The organism is Dactylosporangium sp. NPDC048998, from assembly GCF_043197855.1.
Lineage (GTDB): Bacteria > Actinomycetota > Actinomycetes > Mycobacteriales > Micromonosporaceae > Dactylosporangium.
In genome coordinates this window covers 35,068-58,731 of record NZ_JBICTV010000017.1, presented here as the reverse complement: position 1 = coordinate 58,731, position 23,664 = coordinate 35,068, and the positions used below count along the sequence as shown (strand labels likewise).

Here is a 23,664-nt window from a genome sequence, read left to right as displayed (position 1 = left end):
ATCCCTTCGTGTTCGTCTAGGATTCCTGCGTGTCAAGCGACCGGCGAACCGAGACGGATAGGGTCCGCCGGTCGGACGTCGCCATCACCCGCTGCACATTCGCCGTCACCGGCTCGGCGTCCGCGGCGGCGGGGCCGTCCCGGTCGGACGGCGCGCTCCACGTCCAGACCAGCAGGGATCACCTGCAGCGCACGGTCGGCTTCTGGGTCGAGACGATCGAGCCGACCCGCTGCACCGGCTTGAAGGTGGGCGTATGAACGACGACGATGCCACGCGCGACGGACTGCCCCGCTTCATCTACGGCGAGTACACCGGCGAGTTCCGGCTGCCCGAGCGCCCCGAGCCGGACGAGGACGACGCCGCGCCCGGCCCGATGGACCGCAAGACGATGATCCTGCTCGCGGGCGGCGGGCTGGCGCTGGTGTTCATCATCGGCCTCGTCATCGCCGCGCTGAGCACCGGCGGCGCCGTCGACACCCCGGCCGCGGCCAACCAGGAGTCGCCGGTCGCGAGCTCGGCCACGGGCCAGCCGTCGCCGACCGCATCGCCGGAGCCGTCGCCGTCGTGGCCGATGGCGTCCGACCTCGGCGAGCCGGGCGACCCGGCGACGACGGGGAAGCCGACGAAGACCGCGAAGCCGGCGACCACCCAGCCGACGACGCCGAACACGCGGACGACCACGCCGAAGGGGCCGACGTTCACGATCAAGCCACCGCACCCGAGCTGGCCGCCCCGCTGAGGGAGCCGCAGCCCAGCGCCGAGACCGCCGAGACCACCATCGGCGTCGACCGCGGAAGATGAATGTTCGTGAATCCCACACGGTTGGTTACCCTCGATGTACCAACCGTGACGGGAGCGATCGACCATGCTCACCGGACGCAGCCTGCTCGTGCACTGCTCGGCCAACCAGGCCCTGCGCTGCGCCCCGATCGCACGGCGGCCGCACACCGGGCTGGTGATCTCGCCGTATCGTCATGACGAGGGCGGGCTGCTGGCCACCGCCGCCTACCTGCTGCGCCAGCGCCACTTCGACGGCCCGCTGCTGCTCGACGCCGCCCGGTACGCGGGCCAGAACCGCCTCCCGGCCAGCGCCCCGTTCAACCCGCGCTGGCTGCGCCGCCAGCGGGAGCTGGGGCTGCCGATGCTGACCGACTCCGGCTACGTCGACGCCGCCGACGAGGCCGGCCTGGTCAGCATCCTGCACCGCGCGACGGCCGTCCCGGGCGCGGTCGCGGTACTGCCGCTGCACCCGGCGTGGCTGCGCGACCGGCTGCACCTGACCGCGCTGACCAACCACGTCCGCGACGCCGGGGTGCCGATCGCGCTGGTGCTGGAGGCCAGGCACGACCCGTTCGGCCTGCCCGGCTGCGTGCCCGGCCTGCTGGAGGTGCTGGGCTGCGGCGTGCCGACCCTGCTGCTGCGCTCCGACCTCTCCGCGCTCGGCGCCCTGTGCCACGGCGCGGTCGCGGCCGCGGTCGGCACGATCGGCGCGCTGCGGCATCTCGCGCCCCGCGACGCCGCGGGTGGCCGGCCGCCGCCGGGGCCCCGCCCGCCGTCGACGATCTTCAAACCCACCATGTCGTACCGCCGGATCAGCGCGATCTCCCGCGGCAGACGGGGACATCCCGACCCCCGGCTGTGGGCCTGCGACTGCCCCGTCTGCGAGGGCCGGGACCTGGACTGGATGGCCGGCCTGGGCGAGCGCGAGCGCGAGGTGCCAGCCTTCGAGCACGCCGCCGCCGTGCTCTTCGGGCTGCGCGACGAGCTGCTCGGCCCCGGCGTCCCGCTGGGCCGGGCGGCGCTCAGCTGGGCGGCCCGCTGCGCCGACGCCGCGTACCGCGAACGCGAGCTGCGCTGGCCGGTCACCCCGATGCTGCGCCACTGGCGCGAGACGGCGCCCGCCCCGGCGGCGCTCCCGCTGGCGAGTTAATCGGCGGCCGGATCGCCGGCGTGCGGGTATTGTGACCCGTCCGCCCGCACCCGCCCGCAGGAGTTGCACATGTGGCCGACCCTGTTCGTGCTGGGGTTCCGCCGCTGGTCGGCCTACCGGACGGCGACGCTCGCCGGCGCCTTCACCAACTGCGTCTTCGGGCTGATCCGCTCCGCGGTGCTGGTCGCCGTCGTCGGCACCGCCGGCGGCGCCCTCGCCGGCTACGACCGGTCCACCGCCGCCACCTACGTGTGGCTGGGCCAGGCGCTCATCGGCCCGGTGCAGCTGTTCGGCTGGGGCGAGCTGGCGCAGCGCGTGCGCACCGGCGACATCGCGATCGACCTGGCCCGCCCGGCCGACCCGATGCTCGCCTACCTCGCCGCCGACCTCGGGCGGGCCACGTTCGCGCTGCTGCCGCGCGGCCTGCCGCCGCTGGTGGTCGGCGCGCTCGTCACCGGCCTCGCGCTGCCGCACGCTCTGGCGCCCTACGCACTGGGCCTGGCCAGCGTCGCGCTCGCCACCGCCCTGTCGTTCGCCTGCCGCTGGCTGGTGAACCTCAGCGCGTTCTGGCTGCTGGACCTGCGCGGGCCGATGACGCTGTACCTCGTGGTCAGCGGCGTCCTGTGTGGACTCATCGTGCCGGTGCACTGGTTCCCCGGCTGGCTGGCCGCGATCGCCGCCGCCACGCCGTTCCCGTCGATGGTGCAGGCGCCGACCGACGTCCTCATGGGACGGTCGGGCCCGCAGACCCTCGCGGTGCAGGCGCTCTGGCTCGCCGGGCTGCTCGCGGCCGGGCGGGCCGGGTTCGCGCTCGGCGCGCGGCGGCTGGTGATCCAGGGTGGTTGAGCCCTACCTCGTGCTGGCCCGAATGCACGTGCGCGCGCAGACGGCCTACCGCGGATCGTTCGCCATCGAGCTGTTCGCCAGCGTCGGGGCGACCGTCAGCGGCGTCTGCGAGCTGTACGTGGTGTTCGCGAACGTCCCGGCGCTGGGCGGGCTGACGCTGCGGGCCGCGCTGCTGGTCTTCGCGCTCGGCCACGTGTCGATGAGCCTCGCCGACCTGTTCTTCGGCCACCTCGACGCGCTGCCCGGCTACCTGCGCAGCGGGACGTTCGACGCCTTCCTGCTGCGCCCGCTGCCGGTGCTGCCCCAGCTGATGAGCGCTGAGCTGTCGCTGCGCCGTCTGGGCCGTACCGTTGCCGGATCCGTCCTTGCCACGGCGGTCCTGGCCGGGATCGGGATCCGCTGGACCCCGGCGGACGTGGGGCTGGTGACGCTGACCGTCCTGTGTGGAACGGCCATCTTCGCCGCGCTGTTCACGGCCGCGGCCGCCGTGCAGTTCTGGCTCGTCGACGGGGCCGAGGTCACCGCGTCGTTCGTCTACGGTGGACAGTACGCGTCGCAGTTCCCGGCGAGCGTCTATCCCGGGCCGTTGCGGACGCTGTTCACGTTTGTGGTCCCGGCCGCGTTCGTGGCCTACCTGCCGGTCCTCACCCTGCTGCGGCTCCCGCCGCCGCCCGGCCTGCCACCCTGGATCGGCTGGTGCACGCCCCTGGCCGCCGCCGGGGCGTGGGCGATCGCGCTGCTGGGCTGGCGGGCCGGCCTGCGCCACTACACCGGGACGGGCTCATGATCATCGAAGTTTCCCAGCTTCGGCGGTATTTCAAGAAGGTCGCCGCCGTCGACGGCCTGACGTTCGGCATCGAACGGGGCGCCGCGGTCGGCTACATCGGCGCGAACGGCGCCGGCAAGTCCACCACAATCAAGATGCTGACCGGCATCCTGCGCCCCACCTCCGGCACCGTGCGCACCTGCGGCCTGGAGCCGCTGCGGCAGCGCCGCCGGCTGGCCCGGCGCATCGGCGTCGTCTTCGGCCAGCGCAGCCAGCTGTGGTGGGACCTGCCGCTGCGCGACTCCTACCGGGCGCTCCGCGCGATCCACCGCATCGACCACCGCCCGCGCCTGGCCGAGCTCGCCGAGCGCCTCGACCTGGTGTCCTTTCTGGACACTCCGGTGCGCCAGCTGTCCCTGGGCCAGCGCATCCGCGGCGAGGTCGCCGCCGCGCTGCTGCACGCGCCGGAGCTGCTCATCCTCGACGAGCCGACGATCGGCCTGGACGTGCTGAGCAAGGAGCGGCTGCGCGCGTTCCTGGTCGAGCAGCGCGCCGCGTTCGGCACCAGCCTGCTGCTGGCCACGCACGACATGGGCGACGTGCGCCGGCTCACCGAGCGGATCCTGCTCGTGGACCACGGCCGGCTCGCGTACGACGGCACGCTCGACGGCCTCGCCCGGCACGCCGGCGCCGAGCGCATCCTCGTGCTCGACCTCGTCGAGCCGGCCGCCCCGCTCGACGCGGTCCCCGGCACCAGGCTCGTCGGCGTCGAGGCCGGCGGCCTGCGCCAGCGCCTGTCGTTCGCCCCCGGCACCACCACCGTCGCCGCGATCCTGGCCGCGGTCGCCGCGACCGCGCAGGTGCACGACCTCACCATCGAGGAGCCCGACATCGAGGCCGTCGTCCGCGAGCTGTATCAATCCCCCGGCGGGGCTTCCTCCGCCGGAGTTCCGGTACAGCGAGACGGAGGGCGGCCATGACGGTGCTGCACGTGTTCGACATGGACGGCACCCTGCTGCGGGGCAGCACCGCGAGCCTGCAGATCGCCGCGGCCCTCGGCGCCCTCGATCCGCTCGTCGCCCTGGAGCGCCGCTTCGCCCTCGGCGAGCTCGACACCCGCGGCTTCGCCCGCGAGCTCCGCTCGCTGTGGACCGGCCTCACGCCCGCCCACGTGACGGCCGCCTTCGCCGGCAGCCCGTGGCTGCACGGCATCCGCGAGGTCTGCGAAGACATCCGCGCCCGCGGCGAGCGCAGCGCGGTCGTCACGATGTCGCCGGACTTCTTCGCCCGCGGCCTGCTCGACCTGGGCTTCGACGAGGTGATCGCGTCGGCGTACCCGCCGCTGCCGTTCGCCGTCGACGTCGACCCCGCCGCCATCCTGACCCCCGCCGACAAGGTCACCGTCGTCGACGGGCTGCTCGGCCGCTTCGAGGCGACCCGCTGCGTGGCGTACGGCGACTCGGTGTCCGACGCCCCGCTGTTCCGGCACCTGTCCGCCACCGTCGCGGTCAACGCCGACACGCACCTGACCGGTCTGGCCTCCGCGTCGTACCGAGGGGACTCGTGCATCGCCGCCTACGAGATCGGCCGTGGCCTGCTAGCGTCGGCGCCGTGACGATGAACGGCACCGACGTGCTCACCTCCGTCTCGCTCGTACGCCACGCATTCGGCGACGTCCCCGACGACGGCTGGGACCGCCCGGCCGGCACTCTGTCGTGGTCATGCTGGGAGACGGTCGAGCACATGGCCGACGACCTGTTCGCCTACGCCGGCCAGATCGCCCCGTCCGACAGCCCGCAGGAGTCCTACCTCCCGTTCGTCTGGCGCGAGATGCGCGCGGGCGGCCCGTCGAGCACGGTCTTCGTCGAGCGCACCGCCGGCACCCTGGGCCTGCTGCGCGTCCTGGAGGCGTGCGCCGCCATGCTCGCCGGCGTGGTCGACGCGGCCCCGTCCACCCGCCGCGGCTGGCACCCGGAGGGCATCAGCGACCCGGAGGGCTTCGCCGCGATGGGCGTGGTCGAGGTCCTGGTCCACGCCTGGGACGTGGCCGACACGGTCGACCGCCCGTGGACTCCCCCGCCCCACCTCTGCCAGGCCGTCCTGGACCGCCTCTTCACAGACCTGCCACCGCACCCGGACCCGTGGGAGACCCTGCTGTGGGCCACGGGCCGCGGCGAACTCCCCGGCCACCCGGCCCGCACCTCATGGCGCTGGGACAGCCGCCCACCGGCCGAACGCACCTGACCGCGCCCACGAACATCCCGAACGAGGACCGCTGAACCGCAGGCCGCGGCTCAGGCACCGCCGACCTCGATCAGGTCCCACAGGGCGCGCGCCCACCAGCACTGGAACTCGCCGGTTTCGGCCTGCCGGGTCAACTCCTCGCGGGTTATGCCGATCTCGTCGAGCGCCCGCTGGATCGACGCGGTCAGTTCCTCCTTCGTCGGGCGCCAGATGCCGAGTTCGTCGAAGCCGTCCTCGTCCAGTTCCGGTCGTGGGGGTCGTTGGGTTGGGATGGTCGTGGTCATCGCGTCGTTCCTCCCGTGTACGCGAGCCGCCGGCGACCATGATGGCACATGTGGTCAATCGCCACAACCAAATAGGGCCATAATTGACCTAGAACAGGGAAGACGGGGTGATCGGGAGGCTTCTGACCCGGGTGCCCGTCGCGTGGTGGACGGCGTTCGCGACCGCGGCGGCCGCGCCGACGATGCCGAGTTCGCCGATGCCCTTCGAGCCCATCGGGTTGAGGTGCGGGTCCTCCTCCGGCACGAACTCCACGTCGATGCGCGGGACGTCGGCGTTCACCGCGACGTGGTACGACGCCAGGTCCGACGTCACGAAGTCGCCGCTGCGCGGGTCCAGGATGGTCTGCTCCATCAGCGCCATCGACGCACCCATCGTCATCGCGCCGAGGAGCTGGGAGCGGGCCGTGGTCGGGTTGATGATCCGGCCCGCCGCGAAGACGCCCAGCATGCGGTCGATGCGGACCTCGCCGGTGGACGGGTCGACGCGCAGCGCGCAGAACTGGGCGCCGAAGGCGTGCCGGGCGTACTCGTCGCGGGCGGCGATGTCGGCGGTTGTGTCGGCGCTGACCGCGACGCCCTCCGGCGGGACGCTGCCGTCGTGGTCGCGTTCGATGCGCTCGATCAGGAGGCGGCAGGCCTTGGTCACGGCCCAGCCCCACGAGGAGGTGCCCATCGAGCCGCCCGCGACCGCGGCCGGGCCGATCGCGCTGTCGCCGACGGTGATCTCGACGCGGGACGCGTCGCAGCCGAGGGCGTCGGCGGCGATCTGCCGCATGACCGTGCGCGCGCCGGTGCCGATGTCCGCGGCGTTGACCGCGACCTCGAAGTGCTCGTCGGCGGTGGCGCGCGCGGTCGCGGTCGACGGCCAGGTGATCGCCGGGAAGGAGGCGGACGCCACACCGGTACCGAGGAGCCAGCGTCCCTCGCGGCGGGCCGCGGGTCGCGGGTCGCGCCCGGCCCAGCCGAACAGGTCGGCGCCGTGCCGAAGGCACTCGACGAGGTGCCGGCTGCTGAACGGCAGGCCCTCGGCGTCGGTCGCGGTGTCGTTGCCGATGCGCAGCTGCACGGGATCCCAGTTGCCGGCGATGGCCAGCTCGTCGATGGCCGACTCGAGGGCGAACGAGCCCGGGCAGTCGCCGGGGGCTCGCATCCAAGTCGGCGGCGGCACGTCGAGGGCGACGACGCGGTGCGTGGTGACGTGGTCGGGCGGGTTGTAGAGGACGCGGCTGACGACGGCGCTCTGTTCGGTGAACTCCACGAGCCGCGACGTCTGCGAGATGGCATCGTGGGCGAGGGCGAGCAGGCGCCCGTTGCGGTCGGCGCCGAGCCTGACCCGCTGGATGGTCGGGGTGCGGTACCCCGCCAGGGCGAACAGCATCTGCCGGCTGAGCGCGAGCTTGACCGGCCGGCCCACGAAACGGGCGGCCATCGCGGCGAGGACCACGTTCACCCGCGGCTGGCCCTTCGAGCCGAAGCCCCCGCCCACATGCTCGTTCTGCACGCGCACGAGCTGCGGCGGGAGCTCGAAGAGGGCGGCGAGGGTGTCGCGTACCGTGGTCGAGGACTGCGTCGCGTCGAACACGACGAGCCTCCCGCGCTCCCAGAACGCCGTCGTGGCGTGCGGCTCCATCGGGTTGTGGTGCTCGATCGGCGTTCGGTACGTCGCGTCGACGCGCACCTCCGCGGCGGCGAACCCGGCGTCGAAGTCGCCCTTCTCCACCCGGCCGACGTAGCCGGCGTTGACGGTCGCCGGTTCGTAGAGACCCGGATGGTCGGCGCGCAGCACGGTGTCCGCCGGCTGGACCTCCGCCTGCACCACGACCGCCTCCGCACCCTCCCGCGCGCTCTCCAGGGTCGTCGCCACGACCAGCGCGACGACCTGCCCGTGGAAGGCGACGCCGGGCGACTGCAGCACGAGCAGCGTAGGGTCATTGGCGGGCTCGAGGCGCGGCGCGTTGCCGTGCCACAGCACCGCGAGGACCCCGTCGATCGCGAGCGCGGGAGCGGTGTCCACGCCTTTCACGCGCCCGCGGGCGAACGCCGCCTGCACCGGCCAGGCGTAGACGGCGCCGGGCAGGGGGCGGTCCACGGCATACAGCGCCTGCCCGGTGACCTTCTCGCGCGCCTCCAGCCGCGGCTGGGCGGTGCCGACGTTCGCGGCGGTGCGCAGCGTCGTCATGAGATCATCTCCCGCAGTACCTCGACGGTCAGGTTGCGCAGCAGCGGCACCTTGTAGCCGTTGTCGCGCAGCGGCCGGGCGCCGGCCAGCTCCTCGTCGGCGGCCCGCGCGAAACTGTCCGCTGTGGCCGGTGCGCCGCGCAGCGCGCGCTCCGCGGCCCAGGCGCGCCACGGCAGGTGGGCGACGGCGCCCCAGGCGATACGGGCGTCGTGCACGACGCCCTCGCGCACGTCCAGCGCGGCCGCGATCGAGCCGGCGGCGAAGGCGAAGGACGCGCGGTCGCGGACCTTGCGGTAGACCGACGTCGCGGCGATGGGCAGCTCCGGCAGGACGATCCCGGTGATCAGCGCGCCGTGGGGCAGGTTGGTGTCGCGGTCGGGCCGGTCGCCCGGGCGGCGGAAGAGGTCGTGCACGCTGATCGCGGCGGTGCCGTGCGGTCCGATGTACTGCACCGAGGCGTCCATCATGGACAGTGCCACGGCCATGTCCGACGGGTTGGTCGCGACGCAGTGCGGGGACGCGCCCAGGATCGCGAGGTCGCGGTGCTCGCCCTCGCGCGCGTCGCAGCCCGAGCCCGGGGCGCGCTTGTTGCACGCCTTGGTGACGTCCTGGAAGTACCGGCAGCGGGTGCGCTGCAGCAGGTTGCCGGCCACGGTCGCGCGGTTGCGCAGCTGCCCGGAAGCGCCGGCGAGCACCGCTTGCGACAGGGCCGGGTAGGCCGCGCGCACGGCCGGATGCGCGGCGAGGTCGCTGTTGGGCACCAGCGCGCCGACGTACAGGCCGCCGCCCGGCAGGGCCTCGATGTCGCGGTACGGCAGGTGACTGAGGTCCACCAGCACGTCGGGCGCGGTCACCCCGAGCTTCATGAGGTCGACGAGGTTGGTGCCCCCGGCCAGGTACACCGCGCCGGGCTTGACCATCGTCGCCAGCGCGCCCTCGGCGTCGCCCGGTCGTTCGTATGCGAATGGTCTCATGACGCCGACGCCGCCTCGTAGACGGCGGCGGTGATGTTCACGTACGCCCCGCAGCGGCAGATGTTGCCGCTCATCGCCTCCCGGACGTCGGCCAGGGAGGCGGTCTCCTCCGGCGTGAGCCCGGCCGCGGAGCAGATCTGGCCGGGCGTGCAGTAGCCGCACTGCAGCGCGTCGTGCTCGATGAACGCCTCCTGAATCGGGTGCAGGCCGTCCCCGGCGCTGAGCCCCTCCACGGTGGTCACCTCCGTGTCGTCGGTGGTGACCGCAAGGATGAGGCAGCTCACCACCCGGCGGCCGTCCAGCAGCACCGTGCAGGCGCCGCACTGGCCGTGGTCGCACCCCTTCTTCGTGCCGGGCAGGTCGAGCCGCTCGCGCAGCACGTCCAGCAGCGTCGCGCGGTTGTCCACGTGCAACTGATGCGCGTGCCCGTTGACGCGCAATGTCACGTCGCTCGAGGTTCGTGTCTCACGCACGGCGCGTGTGCTGCCCCGGCCCCGGCCGTTTAACCCGTCCGCTTGACATGAACCGCGCTTGAGGTCCGAGGGTGGTTTCATGCGTGCGATAGAGGTTGCCCGCTTCGGCGGGCCGGAGGTCCTGGTCCCGATCGACGCGCCCGACCCGTTCCCCGGGCCCGGGCAGGTCGTCGTCGACGTGGCGGTCGCCGACACCCTGTGGCTGGAGACCATGGTGCGGGCCGGGCGCGGCGGCGACGTGTTCCCGGTCGAGCTGCCGTACCGGCCGGGCGTCGGCGTCGCCGGTACGGTGTCCAATGTGGGCAGCGGCGTCGCTCCACAGTGGATCGGCAGGCGGGTGGCGGCCCGCACCGGCCACGCCGGCGGCGGCTACGCGACCCGCGCCCTCGCGGAGGCCGACGCGCTGGTGGTGATCCCCGACGGCGTCGAGGCGGCCGACGCCGCGGCCGTGCTGCACGACGGCGTGACGGCGCTGGCCCTGCTCGAGGTGGTGCCGGTGCACCCCGGCGACCGGGTGCTGGTGACCGCGGCCGGCGGCGGCATGGGCGCGATCCTGGTCCAGCTGGCCAGGGCGCAGGGCGCGACGGTGGTCGCCGCGGCACGGGGCGCGGCGAAGCTCGAGCGCCTGCGCCTGCTCGGCGCCGACCAGGTCGTCGACTACTCGACGCCGGACTGGACCGCCGCGGTCGAGCCGGTCGACGTGGCGCTCGACGGCGCCGGCGGCGACTACGGCCGCGCCGCGTTCGCGCTGGTCAAGGACGGCGGCCGGTTTTCCGGGCACGGCACGCCGGCGGGCGGCTTCGCCATCGCCGACCCCGAGGCGGCGCGGGCGCGCGGGATCACGGCCACCGGCATCGCGGCGGTGCAGTTGCGCCCCGCGAGCTTCCGCGCGTACCTCGGCCGCGCCCTCGCCGCCGTCGCCGAGAGGCGCTTCACGCCGCTGGTCGGGCAGGTGTACGGATTATCCCAGGCGGCCGAGGCGCACCGGGGCATCGAGCAGCGCACCGCGATCGGCAAGACCTTGCTGGCAGTGGGCTAACAGTCGCACGACACGGCCCGGCGCGGGGCGGTGAGCTCGTCGGCGGGCCGGCGCTGCGGGCCCGCCGGCGTGGCGAACTCCAGACCCTCGCGCACCCAGTACTCGTAGCCGCCGAGCATCTCGCGCACCCGGTAGCCGAGCTTGGCGAACTCCAGCGCCGCGCGGGTGGCGCCGTTGCAGCCCGGGCCCCAGCAGTACGTGACGACCTCGGAGCCGGCCGGGATCAGCTCAGCGGCGCGGACGGCGATGTCGGCCGTGGGCAGGTGCACGGCGCCCGGGATGTGCCCCTGCGCCCACGCCTGCGCGCCGCGCGAGTCGACGACGACGAGGCCCGCCGCGCCGTCGGTCATGGCCGCGTGCACGTCGCTGACGTCGGTCTCGAAGGCGAGGCGGGCGGTGAAGTGCTCGATGGCGTCGGTCATGCCCAGAAGCATGATCCCGCGGCGGTACCGCGGGACAGTGGCGAAAACGACGCCGTCCGCTAACATCTCGCCATGCGCGTCCACGTCGGTGGCCCCACCGTCTCGGTCCTGGCCTTCAGGGGGATGTCGCTGTTCGAGACCGGGATCGTCACCGAGGTCTTCGGGCTGCCGCGGCCGGAGTTCGACGTCCCGTGGTACGAGCTGCGCATCTGCGCCCCGACCTCGGCCCCGGTGCCGGTGGTCGGCGGCGCCACCCTGCACCCCGGCGGCGGCCTCGCCGAACTGGCCGCCGCGGACACGGTCATCGTGCCCGGCGTCGAGAGCGTCCACGCCGACCCCGCGCCCGCCGTCCTCGACGCGCTGCGGTCCGCGCACGAGCGGGGCGCGCGGATCCTCTCCATCTGCTCGGGCGCGTTCGCGCTCGCCGCCGCGGGCCTGCTCGACGGCCGCCACGCCACCACGCACTGGCGCTACGCCGGCGTGTTCCGCGCCCGGTTCCCGCACGTCGAGCTCGACCCCGACGTGCTGTACCTGGCCGACGGCGACGTGTGGACCAGCGCCGGCAGCGCCGCGGGCCTGGATCTGTGCCTGCATGTCGTGCGGACCGACCACGGCGCCGCGATCGCCAACGCCGTGGCCCGCCGCCTGGTCGTGCAGCCGCATCGCGACGGCGGCCAGGCCCAGTTCATCGAGGCGCCGATGCCCGCCGACGCGTCGGACGACCGCATCGCCGCGAGCCTGACGTGGGCGCTGGCGCACCTGTCCGAGCCGCTGACCCTGCCGGCCCTGGCGCGGCAGGCGCACATGTCGCCGCGCACGTACCTGCGCCACTTCACGCGCGCCACCGGCACCAGCCCGATCCGCTGGCTGCTGCGCCAGCGCGTGCAGGCCAGCCTCGCCCTGCTGGAGACGACCGACGCCCCGATCGAGCAGATCGCCGCCACGGTCGGCTTCGAGACGCCGGTGACGTACCGCCACCACTTCGCCAACGCCATGCGCACCTCGCCGTCGGCGTACCGGCAGGCCTTCCGCTCCCGGGTCTAGCCTGTTCGCGCACTGCGCCGCCGCGGCCGAGGCCGTCATCGCCGCGAAACGGTCTGGTTTCAGAATCCGATGGCTTCCCTGAGCAGCAGGACGGTGCCGCGCCCGGGGTGGAGTTCCGCATTGAGGACGAGAAGGCGGTTGATCGCACTGGGCTGCCCGTAGGCCACCTGGGCGCGGGCGCTTTCCAACGGGAGGGCATGGTCTTCGACGCGGCGTAGCGCGGTGCTCAGGTCGGGTACCACCTTCTGTGCCCCGACGATCCAGATCGCGCGGGCGGCGCCGCCGCCGTAGGCGGGCACCTGGCTTCCGCTCGCCGAGGCGACCACGAGGGAGCCGGTCTCGGTGAGCGCGGCGACGCTGCCCACGACGACGTCGGGGGTGGCGGCCAGCCGCCGGATCTCGTCGGCGCCGGTGGCACGGTCCATCGCCAGAAGGCGTGGCTTGAGGGCCTGGTACCGCCCGCTGGCATTGATGTCCTCATCAATGCCGGACAGGCGCAGGGTCTCGCTGGCCGCGGTGAACACGCTGGCGCCCTCGGGGATCAGATCTTTGACGCGGGTACGCGCCGCGGCGGCGTCGTCGAGGATCTCGGCGGTGAAACCGTTCGCCATCAGGGAAGTGGCCGCCCGCTCCAGGCGCTCCGCGGGCGCCGGGTCGGTGAACAGCGCTGCCGGAATCGGGGTGGTCATGATGCCTCCTGGGCTGGTCGTGGTGTGTTCCTCTCAGCAGTCCGACGACACAGTTCCCCGGAATGTGAGGCGACGCGCCCTCAGTCCTCCGCGGCGGGGGCGAAGGGTGCCAGCGCCTCGACCGGCGGGATCACGTAGTACGCGCCGGTCAGCGGCGCCGTGTAGCGGGTCAGCGCATCGCGGACGCCGTCGCCGACGCCCGCCATGCGGCGCAGCATCTCGGCCAGCGGGTGCTGGCTCGCGCAGAAGCCGACGAACATCGTGCCGTGGTCGCGCACCGTGCCGTAGGCGGTGTTGCGGCGGAAGATCTTCAGCTCCTCCCCGTTCTCCTCCACGACCGTGCGGGACACGTGCGACGTCGGCGGCTTGTGGTCCTCGTCGAGCTCGACGGAGTCCGCCTTGGTGCGGCCGATGACCAGCTCCTGCTCCGCGACGCTCAGCGCCTCGAAGGCGGCCGAGTCGTGCCGCCACTGCTGGACCAGCGCCACGCTGCAGCCCGCGCCTGGGCCGTCCGCGGCGGCGGCGACCGTCGGGGCGAGGCTGCGGGACGGGTTCTCGGTGCCGTCGATGAACCCGGTGAGGTCGCGGTCGTGGTGGTACACCCAGCCGGAAACCTCGCAGGCGCAGGTCGCGACGGGCTCGAGCAGGCCGAGCGCGGCGCGCGTGTAGTCGAACAACGCGGTGCGGTCCGCGCCCGACAGCCACAGCCACGCGTCGTGCTGCGTGGCGGGCATCGTGAACCCGTCCGGGCCGGCCACCGCCTCGCTGAAGTCCGCGGCGACGATCGGCTCCCACAGCGACGGCCGGATCCCGATCACCACGTTGATCGCGCCGGTCGCCGGCATCGGCTCGCCGACCGCGGTCAGTGCCGCGATCAGGGCCCGCAGCGGCACGCCCGGGCGCAGATCGAACTCCAGGTACGAATGCTCGGCCAGGGCAGCGGCGAAGATGCCCGGCTGCGGGGTGGGTGCCATGCGGCGATGGTATCCGCGTCAAGATTCACAGGACATTTGTCACCGCGGTGTTGCGACGGACGAATCTGTACCCACCGTCACCGCCTCCCTAACGTTGCGTGCATGAACGCCGTCGATCTCCAAAAACTGTCGTACGCCTATGGCAGCGTCCACGCCGTGGAAGACATCACGCTCAGCGTCGCCGCCGGGGAGGTCGTCGCGATCCTCGGGCCCAACGGGGCCGGCAAGTCGACGATGCTGCTCATGCTGCTCGGGCTGCTGCCGCCGCGCACCGGCAGCGTGCGGCTGTTCGGCGGCAGCCCACAGGCGGCCGCGGCGGCGGGCCGGATCGGCGCCATGCCGCAGGCGGGCGGGCTCCTGCCGCGGTCGACGGTCGGTGATCTGCTGACGTTTCTCCATCGGGTGTACGCGCACCCGATGCCCGTCGCCGAGGCGCTGGACCTCGCCGACCTGACCGCGCTGGCGGGGCGGACGGTGGAGAAGCTCTCCGGCGGCCAGGCCCAGCGGCTGCGCTTCGCGATGGCCGTCATCGGCCGGCCCGACCTGCTGGTGCTCGACGAGCCCACGGCCGCGCTCGACGTCGAGTCCCGGCACGCGTTCTGGGCCGCGATGCGCGCCTACGCGGGGCAGGGCCGCACGGTGCTGTTCTCCACGCACTACCTGGAGGAGGCCGACGCCAACGCCGATCGCATCGTGGTGCTCGACCGGGGCCGGGTGCTCGCCGACGGCACGGCCGCCGAGGTCAAGCGGCGGGTCGAGGTCCGCACCGTGAGCGTCACAAACCTGGAACAGGATTATTCGGTACTGCCCGGTGTGGTCGCGTTCGTCGTCAAGGACGGCCGGGCGGTTCTGACCAGCACCGACTCCGACGCCACCGTCCTGGCGCTCGCCGAGGCGGGCCTGCTGCGCGACCTCGAGGTCGCCGGCGCCGGCCTCGAGGAGGCCTATCTCGCACTGACCCGGTTGGAGGCCTGACCGTGCTGCCCTACATCCGCCTGGAGCTGCGCCGGCTCGCGCGCATGCCCGGCCTGCTGATCTTCGTAGTGCTCATGCCGCTGCTGAGCTACCTGCTGTTCACCAACCTCAACACGATCACCGGCCAGGACAAGAGCACCGCCGCGACGTACACGATGGTGTCCATGGCCGGCTATGGCGCGATCGGCGCGCTGCTCAACTACGCGTCGGGCCTCGTCGTCGACCGCTCCATCGGCTGGCTGCGCCAGCTGCGGCTGACCCCGCTGCCGCCGGTCAAGGTGGTGCTGGGCAAGGGCCTGGCCGCGATGGCGGCCGCCCTGCTGCCGGTGTTCGCGCTGTGCGGGGCGGCGGTGCTGGTCAACGGCGTGCAGCTGCGAGCCGGTCAGTGGCTGGCGATCCTGCCGCTGCTGTGGCTCGGCTCGCTGCCCTTCGCCCTGCTCGGCCTGGCGATGGGCTACCTCGCCACGAGCCAGACGGTGCAGCCGCTCAATTTCCTGGTGTACCTCGGGCTGTCCATCGTCGGCGGCCTCTGGCTGCCGCTGGACGTGCTGCCCGGCTGGGTCGCCGCGGTCGGGCGGCTGTTGCCGACCCACGCCTACGCGGACATGTCGTGGCGGGTCGCGTTCGGCGGCGCCCCGACCGTCCGCGACGTGGTGACGCTGGCCGTGTGGCTGGCGGTGTTCGCCGCCCTGGCGGTGCTCGGGTTCCGCCGGTCCGTGCGCAGCGTCGCGGCGCTGTGAAAGGGTGGACGCCGTGAAGCGCACGCGGTGGCGCCCGTCGATCGGGGGGATGCTCTGGGTCGCGGTCTGGACGTTCCCGCTGCTCGAGCCGCTGAGCAACGCCACATCCGCGCTCGCCGTCGCCGGCCTGGTCGCGTTCGAGCTCCTCTACGTCTACACCGCCACACTCGGCTTCGACGGCGGGGGCACGCCCCGGATGCGCTCAGTGCTGTTCGTGATGGTCGCGGCGCTGGGCCTGGCGCTGCCGATCGCCTCCGGGGAGCACTCGCTCATCCTGCTGCTGTACGTCTCGTGCTGCGGCATGGCCGTATACGCGGGGGCCGAGCGCCCGGTCACCGCCGTGCTCGTGTTCCTCGGCGTGCTCGCCGCGCAGGTCGCCATCGGCCTGGCGATCGGCGCGCAGGGGTGGACGCTCGGCTCCACCGTCGTCGGCACGATCCTGTCGTCGCTGCTCGTCGGTGCGATACGGCGAATGGGCCGGCTCATCCACGAGCTGCGGCACACCCGCGAGGCCCTCGCCGAGGCCGCGGTCGCCGAGGAGCGGCTGCGGTTCTCCCGCGACCTGCACGACCTGCTCGGCCACACGCTGTCGGTCATCGTCGTCAAGGCCGAGATCGTGCGCCGCCTCGCCGAGCGCGACCCGGCCGCGGCCGCCGCGCAGGCCGCCGACATCGAGCAGGTGGGCCGGCGCGCGCTCGTGGAGATCCGCGAGGCGGTCACCGGATACCGGGAGATCGGACTGACCGCCGAGCTCACCCGCGCAAAGGGCGCCCTGTCCGCGGCCGGCATCGCCGCCGACGTGCTGCGCACCGCCGACCCGCTGCCGGACTCCGCCGACCGCCTGCTGGCCTGGGTGGTACGCGAGGCCACCACCAACGTGGTCCGCCACAGCGGCGCCCGGCACTGCGAGATCGCCGTCACCATCGACGACGGCGCCGCGAGCCTGCGGGTCACCGACGACGGCGACTTCGCCGCCACCGCCGCGCCCCCGCCACCGGGCAACGGCCTGCGCGGCCTGACCGAACGGCTCGACGCCGCCGGCGGCACCCTGGAGACCGGTCCCCGCCCCGGCGGCGGCTTCGCCCTCACCGCAAGGCTCCCCCTATGACCGCCCACCGCACTCCCCCACCACCGCGCAACGCCCCGCCCCGCCCAACCAAACGCCCCAACGCCGCACACAGCACCCCGGAAACCGGCCCCCGCCCCGGCGGCGGCTTCCCCCTCACCGCAAGGCTCCCTCTATGACCCTGCACCGCATGACCCCGCACCGCACGCCCCCACCGCCACGCGACTGGACGGCGCCCGCACGCTCCCGCACTGCCAGGCCCGCCATCGCGTCCCCGGCTCCCTGCTCCGCCGCTCCGATCGCCGCCGCGGCGCCAGCCACCTTCGCCCAGGCCGAGAACCAGGCACGGCGGACCACCCCGACGGTCTCCTTCGTCGGAGCCGGGGACCGGGCGCGCCCGACCATCCCGACGGCCACCACGGCGCCGGCCACCTCCGTCCGGGCCGGGGACCGGGTGCGGCAATCGGTCTTGCCGGCCCACGTGGTGCGGGCGGCGGGCGCGGACGGGACGGGGGTGGCGGCGTGACGATCCGGGTGCTGCTGGCCGAGGACCAGGGCATGATGCGCAGCGCGCTGGCGCTGCTGCTCGACCTCGAGCCCGACCTCGAGGTGGTGGCGCAGGTGCCCACCGGCGACGCCGTCGTGCCGACCGCGCTGCGGGTGCGGCCCGACGTGGCGCTGCTGGACATCGAGATGCCCGGCGGCGACGGGATCACCGCGACGGCCGAGCTACGGCGGCGGCTCCCCGGCTGCCGGGTGCTGATCCTGACGACGTTCGGGCGGCCCGGCTACCTGCGCCGCGCGATGGAGGCGGGCGCGAGCGGCTTCCTGGTCAAGGACGGCCCGGTGGAGTCCCTGGCCGCGGCCGTGCGGCGGGTGCTCGCCGGCGAGCGCGTCGTCGACCCGGCGCTGGCCGCCGCCGCCCTCGCCGCCGGCCCCGACCCCCTCACCGAGCGCGAGCGCGACGTGCTCCGCGAGGCCGCCGACGGCTCGACGGTCGCCGACATCGCCGCGCGCCTGCACCTGTCGGAGAGCACCGTGCGCAACTACCTGTCGGCCGCGATCACCAAGACCGGCACCCGCAACCGCATCGAGGCCGTCGGCGTGGCCCAGTCCAACGGCTGGCTCTGACCAAACAGCGCCGGCGGCGGTCCCGGGCCACGCGGCCTCGGGTCGAGATCGCGCAGCGGGGCGCGCGGGCAAAGTTGAGTCTGGGTGACTCAGGTCACGTGCATTGACGGAAGAGGGTGGGTGGTCCGTCCGTTGTAGGACTTGAGCGACACGGGCTCAACCTTGGAGGGACTCACCATCATGTTGCTGCGCACCGCACCGTTCCGGAACTTTGACGCGTTCGACCAGTTCTTCGGTGGGCCGGCCGTCCGCGCCGCCGCGCCGCTGGACGCCTACCGCGACGGCGACACGTTCTACGTCGAGATCGACCTGCCCGGCGTGGACCCGGCGACGATCGACGCCACCGTCGACCGCAACGTGCTCACCGTGCGCGCCGAGCGCACCCACACCCAGCGCGAGGGCGTCCGCCGCGTCATCACCGAGCGCGCCACCGGCACCGTCACCCGCCGCCTGGTCCTCGGCGACACCCTGGACACCGACCGCCTCGAGGCCAGCTACGACGCCGGCGTGCTCACCCTGAGCATCCCGGTCGCCGAGAAGGCCCGCCCGCGCAAGATCGAGATCAGCACCTCGCAGCGCGAGCTGGCGAACGCCTGATCAACGCCTGATCTCAGCCGGCCGGACCGGCCGCTTACCGGGGGCACGCCGCCCAAAACGGCCGAGCTCCGGGCAAGCCGACCGGACCGGCCGAACGAGCTTCCGCCGATCGAGGCGCCGGGCCCGAGTGCGTCGACCCGCCATCGGGATGCCCCGACCGGGTCGGCCGGATCGATCGGAGCGGGGGCGCCGGCGTTCCGAGCGCCTGACGAGGTGCGATCCGCGTCCGCGAACGAGCCGCGATCCGGGCACGGGTCGCGGCTCGTCGCGTTTCCGTACGCATTCCTCATCGATCGTCGTCGCCACAGCCGGTTATTCTCGCCGCGCCCGCGGTGATCATCCGGCGTAATTGGCTCCCTGGCGAAATGCCTTGCAAGGCGGGCCTGGAGTCCGGACCGGGCGCGATGCTAACGACGCCGCGCGGTGCGCAAAGGCGAGCAAAGCCGCCCCGGCCGGCGGCCAAAGCGGAGCCGCGCGGACCCGCCGCCAATGGGGTCGGGTGCGACGGACGGGCAAAGCAGACCGGATCGATGGGCAATACGAACCCGCCGCCGGCGGCAAACCGAGCGACCCGGGTGGGCCGGAAGGCAAAGCGTGCAATGCCCGCCGCGAAGTGCAAATCCGGGCCGCATAGCGGCAGCAGATCGGACGTATGGCCTCAGGAATGAGGCCGAACATGCACGTGAAAAAACGAGCGGGCCGGGCGCGTGAATCGCGCACCCAACCCGCCCGAATACCGTTCACACCACCCCGGCGGCGGCCCGAGCGCCACCGCGAGGGGCGGCACGCAAGCCGCCCTGCCGGCGCCGGGAACGCCCGGCACCTCGACGGGTGTCGTGCTGACGACGCCGCGACGGCGGCCTCACCGAGCCGTGGAGGCGGCCCGGAAGGCGCCGTCGAGGCCGCACGAGGCTCCGCCCGGACGGCCGCGAAGCATCGGTCAGCGACCGGCCTCCGCGTGGTACCGGTCGACGATCTCCTGCTTGATGCGGCCCCGATCGGACACCTCGATGCCCTTGGCCTGCGCCCATTCGCGGATCGCGCGGTTCTGGTCACGATCGCCGCGGGTCACGGCGCGGCCGCGGGCCTCGCGTCCCCGCGAGGTCGCAACCACACCACCCCGGCCGATCTTCGTCGCGGCGGCGACGAAGGGGGCCACCGCGTCGCGCAGCTTCGCTGCGTTGGCCGCGGACAGGTCGATCTCGTACTGCACGCCGTCGAGCGCGAACACGATGCTCTCGGCGGCAGGCTTGCCGTCGATGTCATCGATCAGCTCGTGGATGACGCGTTTTGCCATGAGTGGCCTTTCCTCGGTGGTACCCAGGTGTACAGAACCGATGTGTACGGAACCGATCCGGACCTCGGCACTGAGCGCACCGGCCGTATCATTCGGGCACAAACAAGATGCTTGACGACATGCTACGCCGGGACTCGCAGAGATTACCTCCACGGTAGCCCTTTCGCGCGCCCGCCACGTAAATCAGCATGTCACGAAACGCATACAACACGAAACGCACACGATCGGTAAAGGCAACGCGGCGATATTGGGGGAACGATCAGGCCGCGGAGAGCCACCCGGGCAGGATGGGGGGAACTCACCCGCACGATCCAGAAGATCGCAGATGTGGAGTCAGGCGAGCATCCGCAGCGACAGCAGCAACGCCCCACCGACCACCAGGAGCAGGCCGCCGACGGATACGATCCGTACCAGCCACGAACCCTCCCGCACGAGTCGGGTCCAGCGCAGCAACTGCTCGCGCGTGAAGTGCAGCAGCCGCCTTGCCCAGTGGAATTCCATCGCGAGCAGGGCCAGGCCACCAAGGATGACCACCCAGCCGGGGCCGGGCAGCGGCAGCAGCACCACACCGACGGCGATGATCAGGGCGCCCACCACGGCGACCGCGATCTTCACGATCAGCCGGCCCAGCGGGGTGGCGTAGGCGCGCGCACGCAGCCGCAGCATCGCGGCCCGCGCGCGAGCGACCCGTTCCCGCCAGGGGCTCGTCGCCGCAGTTCGCGGCCTGGACTCGGACTCGGGCACGGACTCAGGATCGGGCTCGGCCGCGGCGCCGGGGAGACGAACGGCGCCATTGTCACGAGAACCGCTGACACCGTCACGAGGACCGTCGCCACCGTCATGAGAACCGTCGACAGCGTCGGGACGACCGTCGGCACGGCCGGGACGACCATCGGCAGCGTCACCGGCCTCGGAGGCCGCCGGACCATCTCCCGAAAGGTCGGCGGAACGCCCCGAATACGCCGTGGAAACGGACGAATGGTCCAGGTCAGGTTCAAATGGGGCGAGATCGGTCGAACCAGTTGGGTCGACGACCGGTACCGCGCCATCATGGGGTGCGGCAGCGACACGCCGGAAGTCACTCGCGCGTGCGGCCGGGCGTCCGGAATCAGGCGTAACGCCCGACCCGTCCGCCTCACTACCGCGCAATTCTCGTTCCACTCACTCGATAACCCGTCACTCCCATGGACCACTGGACGTTACCGGAATGAATTGGCGTACGGCCCACACGTCACGCCGAGGACCCCGACCGCGCCCAGAAAACTGGACATCAGACGCACGATGTTCGGTTGACGGCAAATCGGGCCCAGAAACACTACAGAGTGAGATCGTAGAATCACTACGCGTAACACTGGGAATCGCCTCAACATAGGAGAGGCGGGGCACGGCATGCTCCGCAGCGGTGCCGGGGGGAGTACGACATGAGCGCTATCCGACCATCGACCGTCGAGGTCGAGACATCCCTACGACTCGTCGCGCCCGACGCGACCGCACTGCCGGTGCGAGCCAGCCTGCGCTACGACCCGAACGACCCATACGCGGTGCACGTCCTCTTCCACGCCGAGTCGGCGGGGGGCGAGCCGGTGAGCTGGTCGTTCGCTCGTGAGCTGCTGTTCACCGGGCTGGACGAGCCGGCGGGCATCGGCGACGTGCGGGTCTGGCCGTGGAACGGGCCGCGCGGCGACTTCGTCGCCCTGGCGCTGTCGTCGCCGGACGGCAACGCGCTGTTCGAGGTGCCACGCAGCGTGTTGGTGCGATTCCTGCGCCGCACGTACAGCGTAGTGCCACGCGGGCACGAGACGGACCACCTCGACGTCGACAACGCCGTGAACCGGCTGCTGGCCGGTCGCTGAGCCTCCGCAGCGCGATCTCGCCGGCACTACCGCGGCACGACCGGCCACGCCGGCGAGCGAGCGCGAAGCGTCACCACCGCCGCCGGGAGCCGGCACGAGGAGGCAGCTCCCGCGGCGAGCACGCGCACCACGGGCGGTGCACCCCGCGGCACCACCCACCGGCGAGCAGGCGCGAAGCGGCACCACCGCACCGAAGCGCGGCACCGGCAAGGTGCGCATCACCAGGACGGGCGACACCGGGCGCCACGCCGGCCCACTTCCCAAGCAGTCCGCCAGCTGCGGGGACCGAGGGCCGGGCGTGGCGCCCGACGCCGTTTCCGGGCGCGTGCCACGTGCACATGGTTCGACCCTCATCACGAGGCCTGTGATCTCTTGCATGCCGGGATCGCGGGACACTCCCCCGGAGGCGCGCTACTGTTCATGGAGTCGGTGTGCTGTGTGTCCCCGGGCCTCACCACACTGCCTTCACGGAATACCGTTCGGCTGGAGCCGTGTCGCGCCTATCGCCGCGAGGCGACCTGGCACACCGACCCAAAACTTCCCACGGCGAACCGGCTACCGCAGCACCGCGTCCCGCGGCTACATCTGGGTGCCGAAGTCCTGGGTCCAGATCGGGGTCTTGCCCTGGTAGGCCAGGCCCACGCCGAGGTCCTTGAGCTTGCAGTTGAGGATGTTGGCGCGGTGCCCGGAGCTGTTCATCCACGCGTTCATGACGTCCTCGGGCGTGCGCTGCCCCTTGGCGATGTTCTCGGCCGCGTTCGACCAGCGGTATCCCTCGTTGGTGATCCGGGTCGCGAACGAGACCCCTTCCGGGGTGTCGTGCGAGAAGTAGTTGCGCGCCGCCATGTCGGCCGAGTGCTTGTACGCCGCGGCCCGCAGCTTCGCGTTGTAGGCGAGGGGCTGGCAGCCGGCCTTCGCCCGCTCGGAGTTCACGATCGTGAGGACCTGCGCCTCGTACGCCGCGTTGCCGCCCTGGGCCGCGGCCGAGGTCTTGGGCTTCGCCGGCGGCGTGGTCTGCTTCGTCGGCGCTGCGCTGGTGGCACGGGTCGTCGGCGTCGGGGCCGGCGAGGCGGTCGCCTTCTCGACGGGGTCGTCGGACCCGGCGGCCGACGGGTCGCCGCTCGCGCCGCCGAACAGGTCGCCGGGCTCGGCCGAGGCGGCGCCGGCCACGTTGGACTGCGGCGCGTGGCTGGAGGTGCGCGACATCACCAGGGAGCCGGCGAAGGCGACGGCGCCGACCACGATCAGGGCGATGGTGCCGATCACGGCGGCCACGAGCATGCGCGAACCGTGCCGGTGTCGCGGCGTGTGCGGCTCGACGCCGCCGTCGAAGGCGCCGCCCGGAAAGCCACCGTCCTGGAAACCGCCGCCCGCGTACCCGGCGTATGGGTCGTAACGGTCCGGGTCGCCCTCACCGAACGCTGACACCAGGGGCCTCCATGATCACGCAGCGACGCAGCCGCAACAGACACTAGAAGGCCGCAGACACGAAAAACGATCGCGGAAGGCGATTTAACGGCGGTCTAAGCCAAACTTATGCCGGCACTGGGGCCGGCAGCAGCGCGCTCACGACCAGGCGGAGCACGGCCGTGGCGGCGGGCACGTCCAGGTGCAACTGGTCGCGCCACATCGACCAACCGGCAAACGTCGCGGCGACCATGAGCGCGTCGAGCACCTCGCCGCGGCCCGGGCCGGCGGCGGCCAGCTCCGGGGCGAAGAGCGTCTCGATCTCTTCGCGGACGATCTGGAGGTACCACGCCCGGTTCTTGCGCAGCTGCGCGGAGAACGGCTCGCGGATGCGGGCGGCGCGGGCGGCCGGGGCGATGAGCTCCAGCAGGCGCGCACGCTGGGCGCAGTACCGCTCGATGCGCTCCGGCAGGGGCAGCTCCGTCGGGATCGGGCGCCACTCCGCGCGCTGCCGCTGCATCAGCCGCTCGCCGGCCGCCGCGAACAGGCCCTCCATGTCCTTGAAGTTGGTCCACAACGCGCGCAGGGACACCCCGGCGCGCTCGGCGATCCGCTCGGCGGTGGGGCGCAGCTCGCCCTCCTCCAGCAGTGCCAAGTGGGCGTCCGTTATGGCCTGCCGGGTCCGCTCCGCCCGTAAGGTCCGTCCGTCCACCCGCTGACGCACCCCAGCATCG

At 72.9% G+C, this 23,664-nt stretch carries 28 protein-coding genes; 17 read left to right on the top strand and 11 right to left on the bottom strand.

Annotated elements, in window-relative coordinates; all coding sequences use genetic code 11:
- Positions 1 to 29 precede the first annotated feature (29 nt).
- The 8 genes from ACGFI8_RS30620 (at position 30) to ACGFI8_RS30585 (ending at position 5,786) form a co-directional block, all read left to right on the top strand.
- Positions 30 to 257: a hypothetical protein gene (locus tag ACGFI8_RS30620; RefSeq protein ID WP_392810198.1), complete on the top strand. Its 228-nt coding sequence runs from the start codon at positions 30 to 32 to the stop codon at positions 255 to 257.
- Entirely contained in the window at positions 254 to 739 is a 486-nt protein-coding gene (locus ACGFI8_RS30615) for a hypothetical protein (RefSeq protein WP_392810195.1), read from the top strand. The genes ACGFI8_RS30620 and ACGFI8_RS30615 overlap by 4 nt, the downstream gene beginning before the upstream one ends.
- A gap of 126 nt (positions 740 to 865) precedes the next feature.
- A complete protein-coding gene (locus ACGFI8_RS30610; protein ID WP_392810194.1) occupies positions 866 to 1,930 on the top strand; it encodes a hypothetical protein in 1,065 nt (354 codons plus the stop codon).
- A gap of 69 nt (positions 1,931 to 1,999) precedes the next feature.
- Positions 2,000 to 2,776, top strand: a complete 777-nt coding sequence (locus ACGFI8_RS30605) for an ABC transporter permease (protein ID WP_392810192.1) — start codon at positions 2,000 to 2,002, stop codon at positions 2,774 to 2,776.
- Positions 2,769 to 3,563 carry an ABC transporter permease gene (locus ACGFI8_RS30600; protein ID WP_392810191.1) on the top strand — a complete coding sequence of 265 codons (795 nt, stop codon included), beginning with the start codon at positions 2,769 to 2,771 and terminating at the stop codon, positions 3,561 to 3,563. The genes ACGFI8_RS30605 and ACGFI8_RS30600 overlap by 8 nt, the downstream gene beginning before the upstream one ends.
- Positions 3,560 to 4,522, top strand: a complete 963-nt coding sequence (locus ACGFI8_RS30595; protein WP_392810190.1) for an ATP-binding cassette domain-containing protein — start codon at positions 3,560 to 3,562, stop codon at positions 4,520 to 4,522. Before ACGFI8_RS30600 ends, ACGFI8_RS30595 begins: the two co-directional genes overlap by 4 nt.
- On the top strand, positions 4,519 to 5,157 hold the full coding sequence (locus ACGFI8_RS30590; RefSeq protein WP_392810189.1) for an HAD family hydrolase: 639 nt from the start codon (positions 4,519 to 4,521) through the stop codon (positions 5,155 to 5,157). Before ACGFI8_RS30595 ends, ACGFI8_RS30590 begins: the two co-directional genes overlap by 4 nt.
- Positions 5,158 to 5,159: 2 nt before the next feature.
- Positions 5,160 to 5,786 (top strand): maleylpyruvate isomerase N-terminal domain-containing protein, encoded by a 627-nt coding sequence (locus ACGFI8_RS30585; RefSeq protein ID WP_392810337.1) that lies wholly within the window; start codon positions 5,160 to 5,162, stop codon positions 5,784 to 5,786.
- Between the two features lie 50 nt (positions 5,787 to 5,836).
- On the opposite strand, the gene ACGFI8_RS30580 is transcribed toward ACGFI8_RS30585, so the two are convergent.
- The 4 genes from ACGFI8_RS30580 to ACGFI8_RS30565 form a co-directional block, all read right to left on the bottom strand.
- Positions 5,837 to 6,070: a hypothetical protein gene (locus ACGFI8_RS30580; RefSeq protein WP_392810187.1), complete on the bottom strand. Its 234-nt coding sequence runs from the start codon at positions 6,068 to 6,070 to the stop codon at positions 5,837 to 5,839.
- An 88-nt stretch (positions 6,071 to 6,158) separates the two neighbouring features.
- Entirely contained in the window at positions 6,159 to 8,249 is a 2,091-nt protein-coding gene (locus ACGFI8_RS30575; protein ID WP_392810185.1) for a xanthine dehydrogenase family protein molybdopterin-binding subunit, read from the bottom strand.
- On the bottom strand, positions 8,246 to 9,223 hold the full coding sequence (locus ACGFI8_RS30570) for an FAD binding domain-containing protein (RefSeq protein ID WP_392810184.1): 978 nt from the start codon (positions 9,221 to 9,223) through the stop codon (positions 8,246 to 8,248). The genes ACGFI8_RS30575 and ACGFI8_RS30570 overlap by 4 nt, the downstream gene beginning before the upstream one ends.
- Complete coding sequence (locus ACGFI8_RS30565) at positions 9,220 to 9,669, bottom strand: (2Fe-2S)-binding protein (protein ID WP_392810183.1); 450 nt, start codon at positions 9,667 to 9,669, stop codon at positions 9,220 to 9,222. Before ACGFI8_RS30565 ends, ACGFI8_RS30570 begins: the two co-directional genes overlap by 4 nt.
- A 106-nt stretch (positions 9,670 to 9,775) precedes the next feature.
- Here ACGFI8_RS30565 and ACGFI8_RS30560 point away from each other — a divergent pair, with 106 nt between their 5' ends.
- Positions 9,776 to 10,735, top strand: coding sequence for a zinc-binding dehydrogenase (locus ACGFI8_RS30560; protein WP_392810182.1), 960 nt, complete (start codon positions 9,776 to 9,778; stop codon positions 10,733 to 10,735).
- Here the strand turns inward: ACGFI8_RS30560 and ACGFI8_RS30555 are convergent.
- Positions 10,732 to 11,157, bottom strand: a complete 426-nt coding sequence (locus tag ACGFI8_RS30555; RefSeq protein ID WP_392810180.1) for a rhodanese-like domain-containing protein — start codon at positions 11,155 to 11,157, stop codon at positions 10,732 to 10,734. The two genes, ACGFI8_RS30560 and ACGFI8_RS30555, sit on opposite strands and share 4 nt — an antisense overlap.
- Positions 11,158 to 11,229: 72 nt before the next feature.
- On the opposite strand from ACGFI8_RS30555, the gene ACGFI8_RS30550 reads away from it, so the two are divergent.
- Positions 11,230 to 12,201: a helix-turn-helix domain-containing protein gene (locus ACGFI8_RS30550; protein WP_392810178.1), complete on the top strand. Its 972-nt coding sequence runs from the start codon at positions 11,230 to 11,232 to the stop codon at positions 12,199 to 12,201.
- A 59-nt stretch (positions 12,202 to 12,260) separates the two neighbouring features.
- Here ACGFI8_RS30550 and ACGFI8_RS30545 read toward each other — a convergent pair whose 3' ends face one another.
- Together ACGFI8_RS30545 and ACGFI8_RS30540 are read right to left on the bottom strand one after the other, a co-directional pair.
- Entirely contained in the window at positions 12,261 to 12,890 is a 630-nt protein-coding gene (locus ACGFI8_RS30545) for an LUD domain-containing protein (protein ID WP_392810176.1), read from the bottom strand.
- Positions 12,891 to 12,970: 80 nt separating this feature from the next.
- Entirely contained in the window at positions 12,971 to 13,864 is an 894-nt protein-coding gene (locus tag ACGFI8_RS30540) for a Dyp-type peroxidase (protein WP_392810175.1), read from the bottom strand.
- A 102-nt stretch (positions 13,865 to 13,966) separates the two neighbouring features.
- Between ACGFI8_RS30540 and ACGFI8_RS30535 the strand changes: the two genes are divergently transcribed.
- From ACGFI8_RS30535 to ACGFI8_RS30510, 6 genes are all read left to right on the top strand, one after another.
- Positions 13,967 to 14,839, top strand: a complete 873-nt coding sequence (locus ACGFI8_RS30535) for an ABC transporter ATP-binding protein (RefSeq protein ID WP_392810173.1) — start codon at positions 13,967 to 13,969, stop codon at positions 14,837 to 14,839.
- 2 nt (positions 14,840 to 14,841) lie between these two features.
- On the top strand, positions 14,842 to 15,579 hold the full coding sequence (locus tag ACGFI8_RS30530) for an ABC transporter permease (protein WP_392810171.1): 738 nt from the start codon (positions 14,842 to 14,844) through the stop codon (positions 15,577 to 15,579).
- A gap of 13 nt (positions 15,580 to 15,592) precedes the next feature.
- A complete protein-coding gene (locus ACGFI8_RS30525) occupies positions 15,593 to 16,687 on the top strand; it encodes a sensor histidine kinase (protein ID WP_392810170.1) in 1,095 nt (364 codons plus the stop codon).
- A 133-nt stretch (positions 16,688 to 16,820) separates the two neighbouring features.
- Entirely contained in the window at positions 16,821 to 17,171 is a 351-nt protein-coding gene (locus tag ACGFI8_RS30520; RefSeq protein WP_392810168.1) for a hypothetical protein, read from the top strand.
- Positions 17,168 to 17,776, top strand: coding sequence for a DNA-binding response regulator (locus ACGFI8_RS30515; RefSeq protein ID WP_392810166.1), 609 nt, complete (start codon positions 17,168 to 17,170; stop codon positions 17,774 to 17,776). The genes ACGFI8_RS30520 and ACGFI8_RS30515 overlap by 4 nt, the downstream gene beginning before the upstream one ends.
- 180 nt (positions 17,777 to 17,956) lie before the next feature.
- Positions 17,957 to 18,373, top strand: a complete 417-nt coding sequence (locus tag ACGFI8_RS30510; RefSeq protein ID WP_392810164.1) for an Hsp20/alpha crystallin family protein — start codon at positions 17,957 to 17,959, stop codon at positions 18,371 to 18,373.
- Positions 18,374 to 19,313: 940 nt separating this feature from the next.
- Here the strand turns inward: ACGFI8_RS30510 and ACGFI8_RS30505 are convergent.
- On the bottom strand, positions 19,314 to 19,670 hold the full coding sequence (locus tag ACGFI8_RS30505; RefSeq protein ID WP_392810162.1) for an Lsr2 family protein: 357 nt from the start codon (positions 19,668 to 19,670) through the stop codon (positions 19,314 to 19,316).
- A gap of 333 nt (positions 19,671 to 20,003) precedes the next feature.
- Entirely contained in the window at positions 20,004 to 20,414 is a 411-nt protein-coding gene (locus tag ACGFI8_RS30500; RefSeq protein WP_392810160.1) for a TIGR02611 family protein, read from the bottom strand.
- A 677-nt stretch (positions 20,415 to 21,091) separates the two neighbouring features.
- Here ACGFI8_RS30500 and ACGFI8_RS30495 point away from each other — a divergent pair.
- Positions 21,092 to 21,523, top strand: coding sequence for an SsgA family sporulation/cell division regulator (locus ACGFI8_RS30495; RefSeq protein ID WP_033356715.1), 432 nt, complete (start codon positions 21,092 to 21,094; stop codon positions 21,521 to 21,523).
- A gap of 579 nt (positions 21,524 to 22,102) precedes the next feature.
- On the opposite strand, the gene ACGFI8_RS30490 is transcribed toward ACGFI8_RS30495, so the two are convergent.
- A complete protein-coding gene (locus ACGFI8_RS30490) occupies positions 22,103 to 22,951 on the bottom strand; it encodes a CAP domain-containing protein (protein WP_392810159.1) in 849 nt (282 codons plus the stop codon).
- Between the two features lie 106 nt (positions 22,952 to 23,057).
- Positions 23,058 to 23,585, bottom strand: a complete 528-nt coding sequence (locus ACGFI8_RS30485) for a TetR/AcrR family transcriptional regulator (protein ID WP_392810157.1) — start codon at positions 23,583 to 23,585, stop codon at positions 23,058 to 23,060.
- Between the last annotated feature and the right edge of the window lie 79 nt (positions 23,586 to 23,664).

Bases quoted from the DNA above. Each gene is read 5' to 3' on its own strand.
- ACGFI8_RS30615 (WP_392810195.1), top strand. From the start codon at position 254: ATGAACGACGACGATGCCACGCGCGACGGACTGCCCCGCTTCATCTAC.
- ACGFI8_RS30610 (WP_392810194.1), top strand. From the start codon at position 866: ATGCTCACCGGACGCAGCCTGCTCGTGCACTGCTCGGCCAACCAGGCC.
- ACGFI8_RS30605 (WP_392810192.1), top strand. From the start codon at position 2,000: ATGTGGCCGACCCTGTTCGTGCTGGGGTTCCGCCGCTGGTCGGCCTAC.
- ACGFI8_RS30595 (WP_392810190.1), top strand. From the start codon at position 3,560: ATGATCATCGAAGTTTCCCAGCTTCGGCGGTATTTCAAGAAGGTCGCC.
- ACGFI8_RS30590 (WP_392810189.1), top strand. From the start codon at position 4,519: ATGACGGTGCTGCACGTGTTCGACATGGACGGCACCCTGCTGCGGGGC.
- ACGFI8_RS30585 (WP_392810337.1), top strand. From the start codon at position 5,160: ATGAACGGCACCGACGTGCTCACCTCCGTCTCGCTCGTACGCCACGCA.
- ACGFI8_RS30580 (WP_392810187.1), bottom strand. From the start codon at position 6,070: ATGACCACGACCATCCCAACCCAACGACCCCCACGACCGGAACTGGAC.
- ACGFI8_RS30575 (WP_392810185.1), bottom strand. From the start codon at position 8,249: ATGACGACGCTGCGCACCGCCGCGAACGTCGGCACCGCCCAGCCGCGG.
- ACGFI8_RS30570 (WP_392810184.1), bottom strand. From the start codon at position 9,223: ATGAGACCATTCGCATACGAACGACCGGGCGACGCCGAGGGCGCGCTG.
- ACGFI8_RS30560 (WP_392810182.1), top strand. From the start codon at position 9,776: ATGCGTGCGATAGAGGTTGCCCGCTTCGGCGGGCCGGAGGTCCTGGTC.
- ACGFI8_RS30555 (WP_392810180.1), bottom strand. From the start codon at position 11,157: ATGACCGACGCCATCGAGCACTTCACCGCCCGCCTCGCCTTCGAGACC.
- ACGFI8_RS30550 (WP_392810178.1), top strand. From the start codon at position 11,230: ATGCGCGTCCACGTCGGTGGCCCCACCGTCTCGGTCCTGGCCTTCAGG.
- ACGFI8_RS30545 (WP_392810176.1), bottom strand. From the start codon at position 12,890: ATGACCACCCCGATTCCGGCAGCGCTGTTCACCGACCCGGCGCCCGCG.
- ACGFI8_RS30540 (WP_392810175.1), bottom strand. From the start codon at position 13,864: ATGGCACCCACCCCGCAGCCGGGCATCTTCGCCGCTGCCCTGGCCGAG.
- ACGFI8_RS30535 (WP_392810173.1), top strand. From the start codon at position 13,967: ATGAACGCCGTCGATCTCCAAAAACTGTCGTACGCCTATGGCAGCGTC.
- ACGFI8_RS30520 (WP_392810168.1), top strand. From the start codon at position 16,821: ATGACCCTGCACCGCATGACCCCGCACCGCACGCCCCCACCGCCACGC.
- ACGFI8_RS30510 (WP_392810164.1), top strand. From the start codon at position 17,957: ATGTTGCTGCGCACCGCACCGTTCCGGAACTTTGACGCGTTCGACCAG.
- ACGFI8_RS30505 (WP_392810162.1), bottom strand. From the start codon at position 19,670: ATGGCAAAACGCGTCATCCACGAGCTGATCGATGACATCGACGGCAAG.
- ACGFI8_RS30495 (WP_033356715.1), top strand. From the start codon at position 21,092: ATGAGCGCTATCCGACCATCGACCGTCGAGGTCGAGACATCCCTACGA.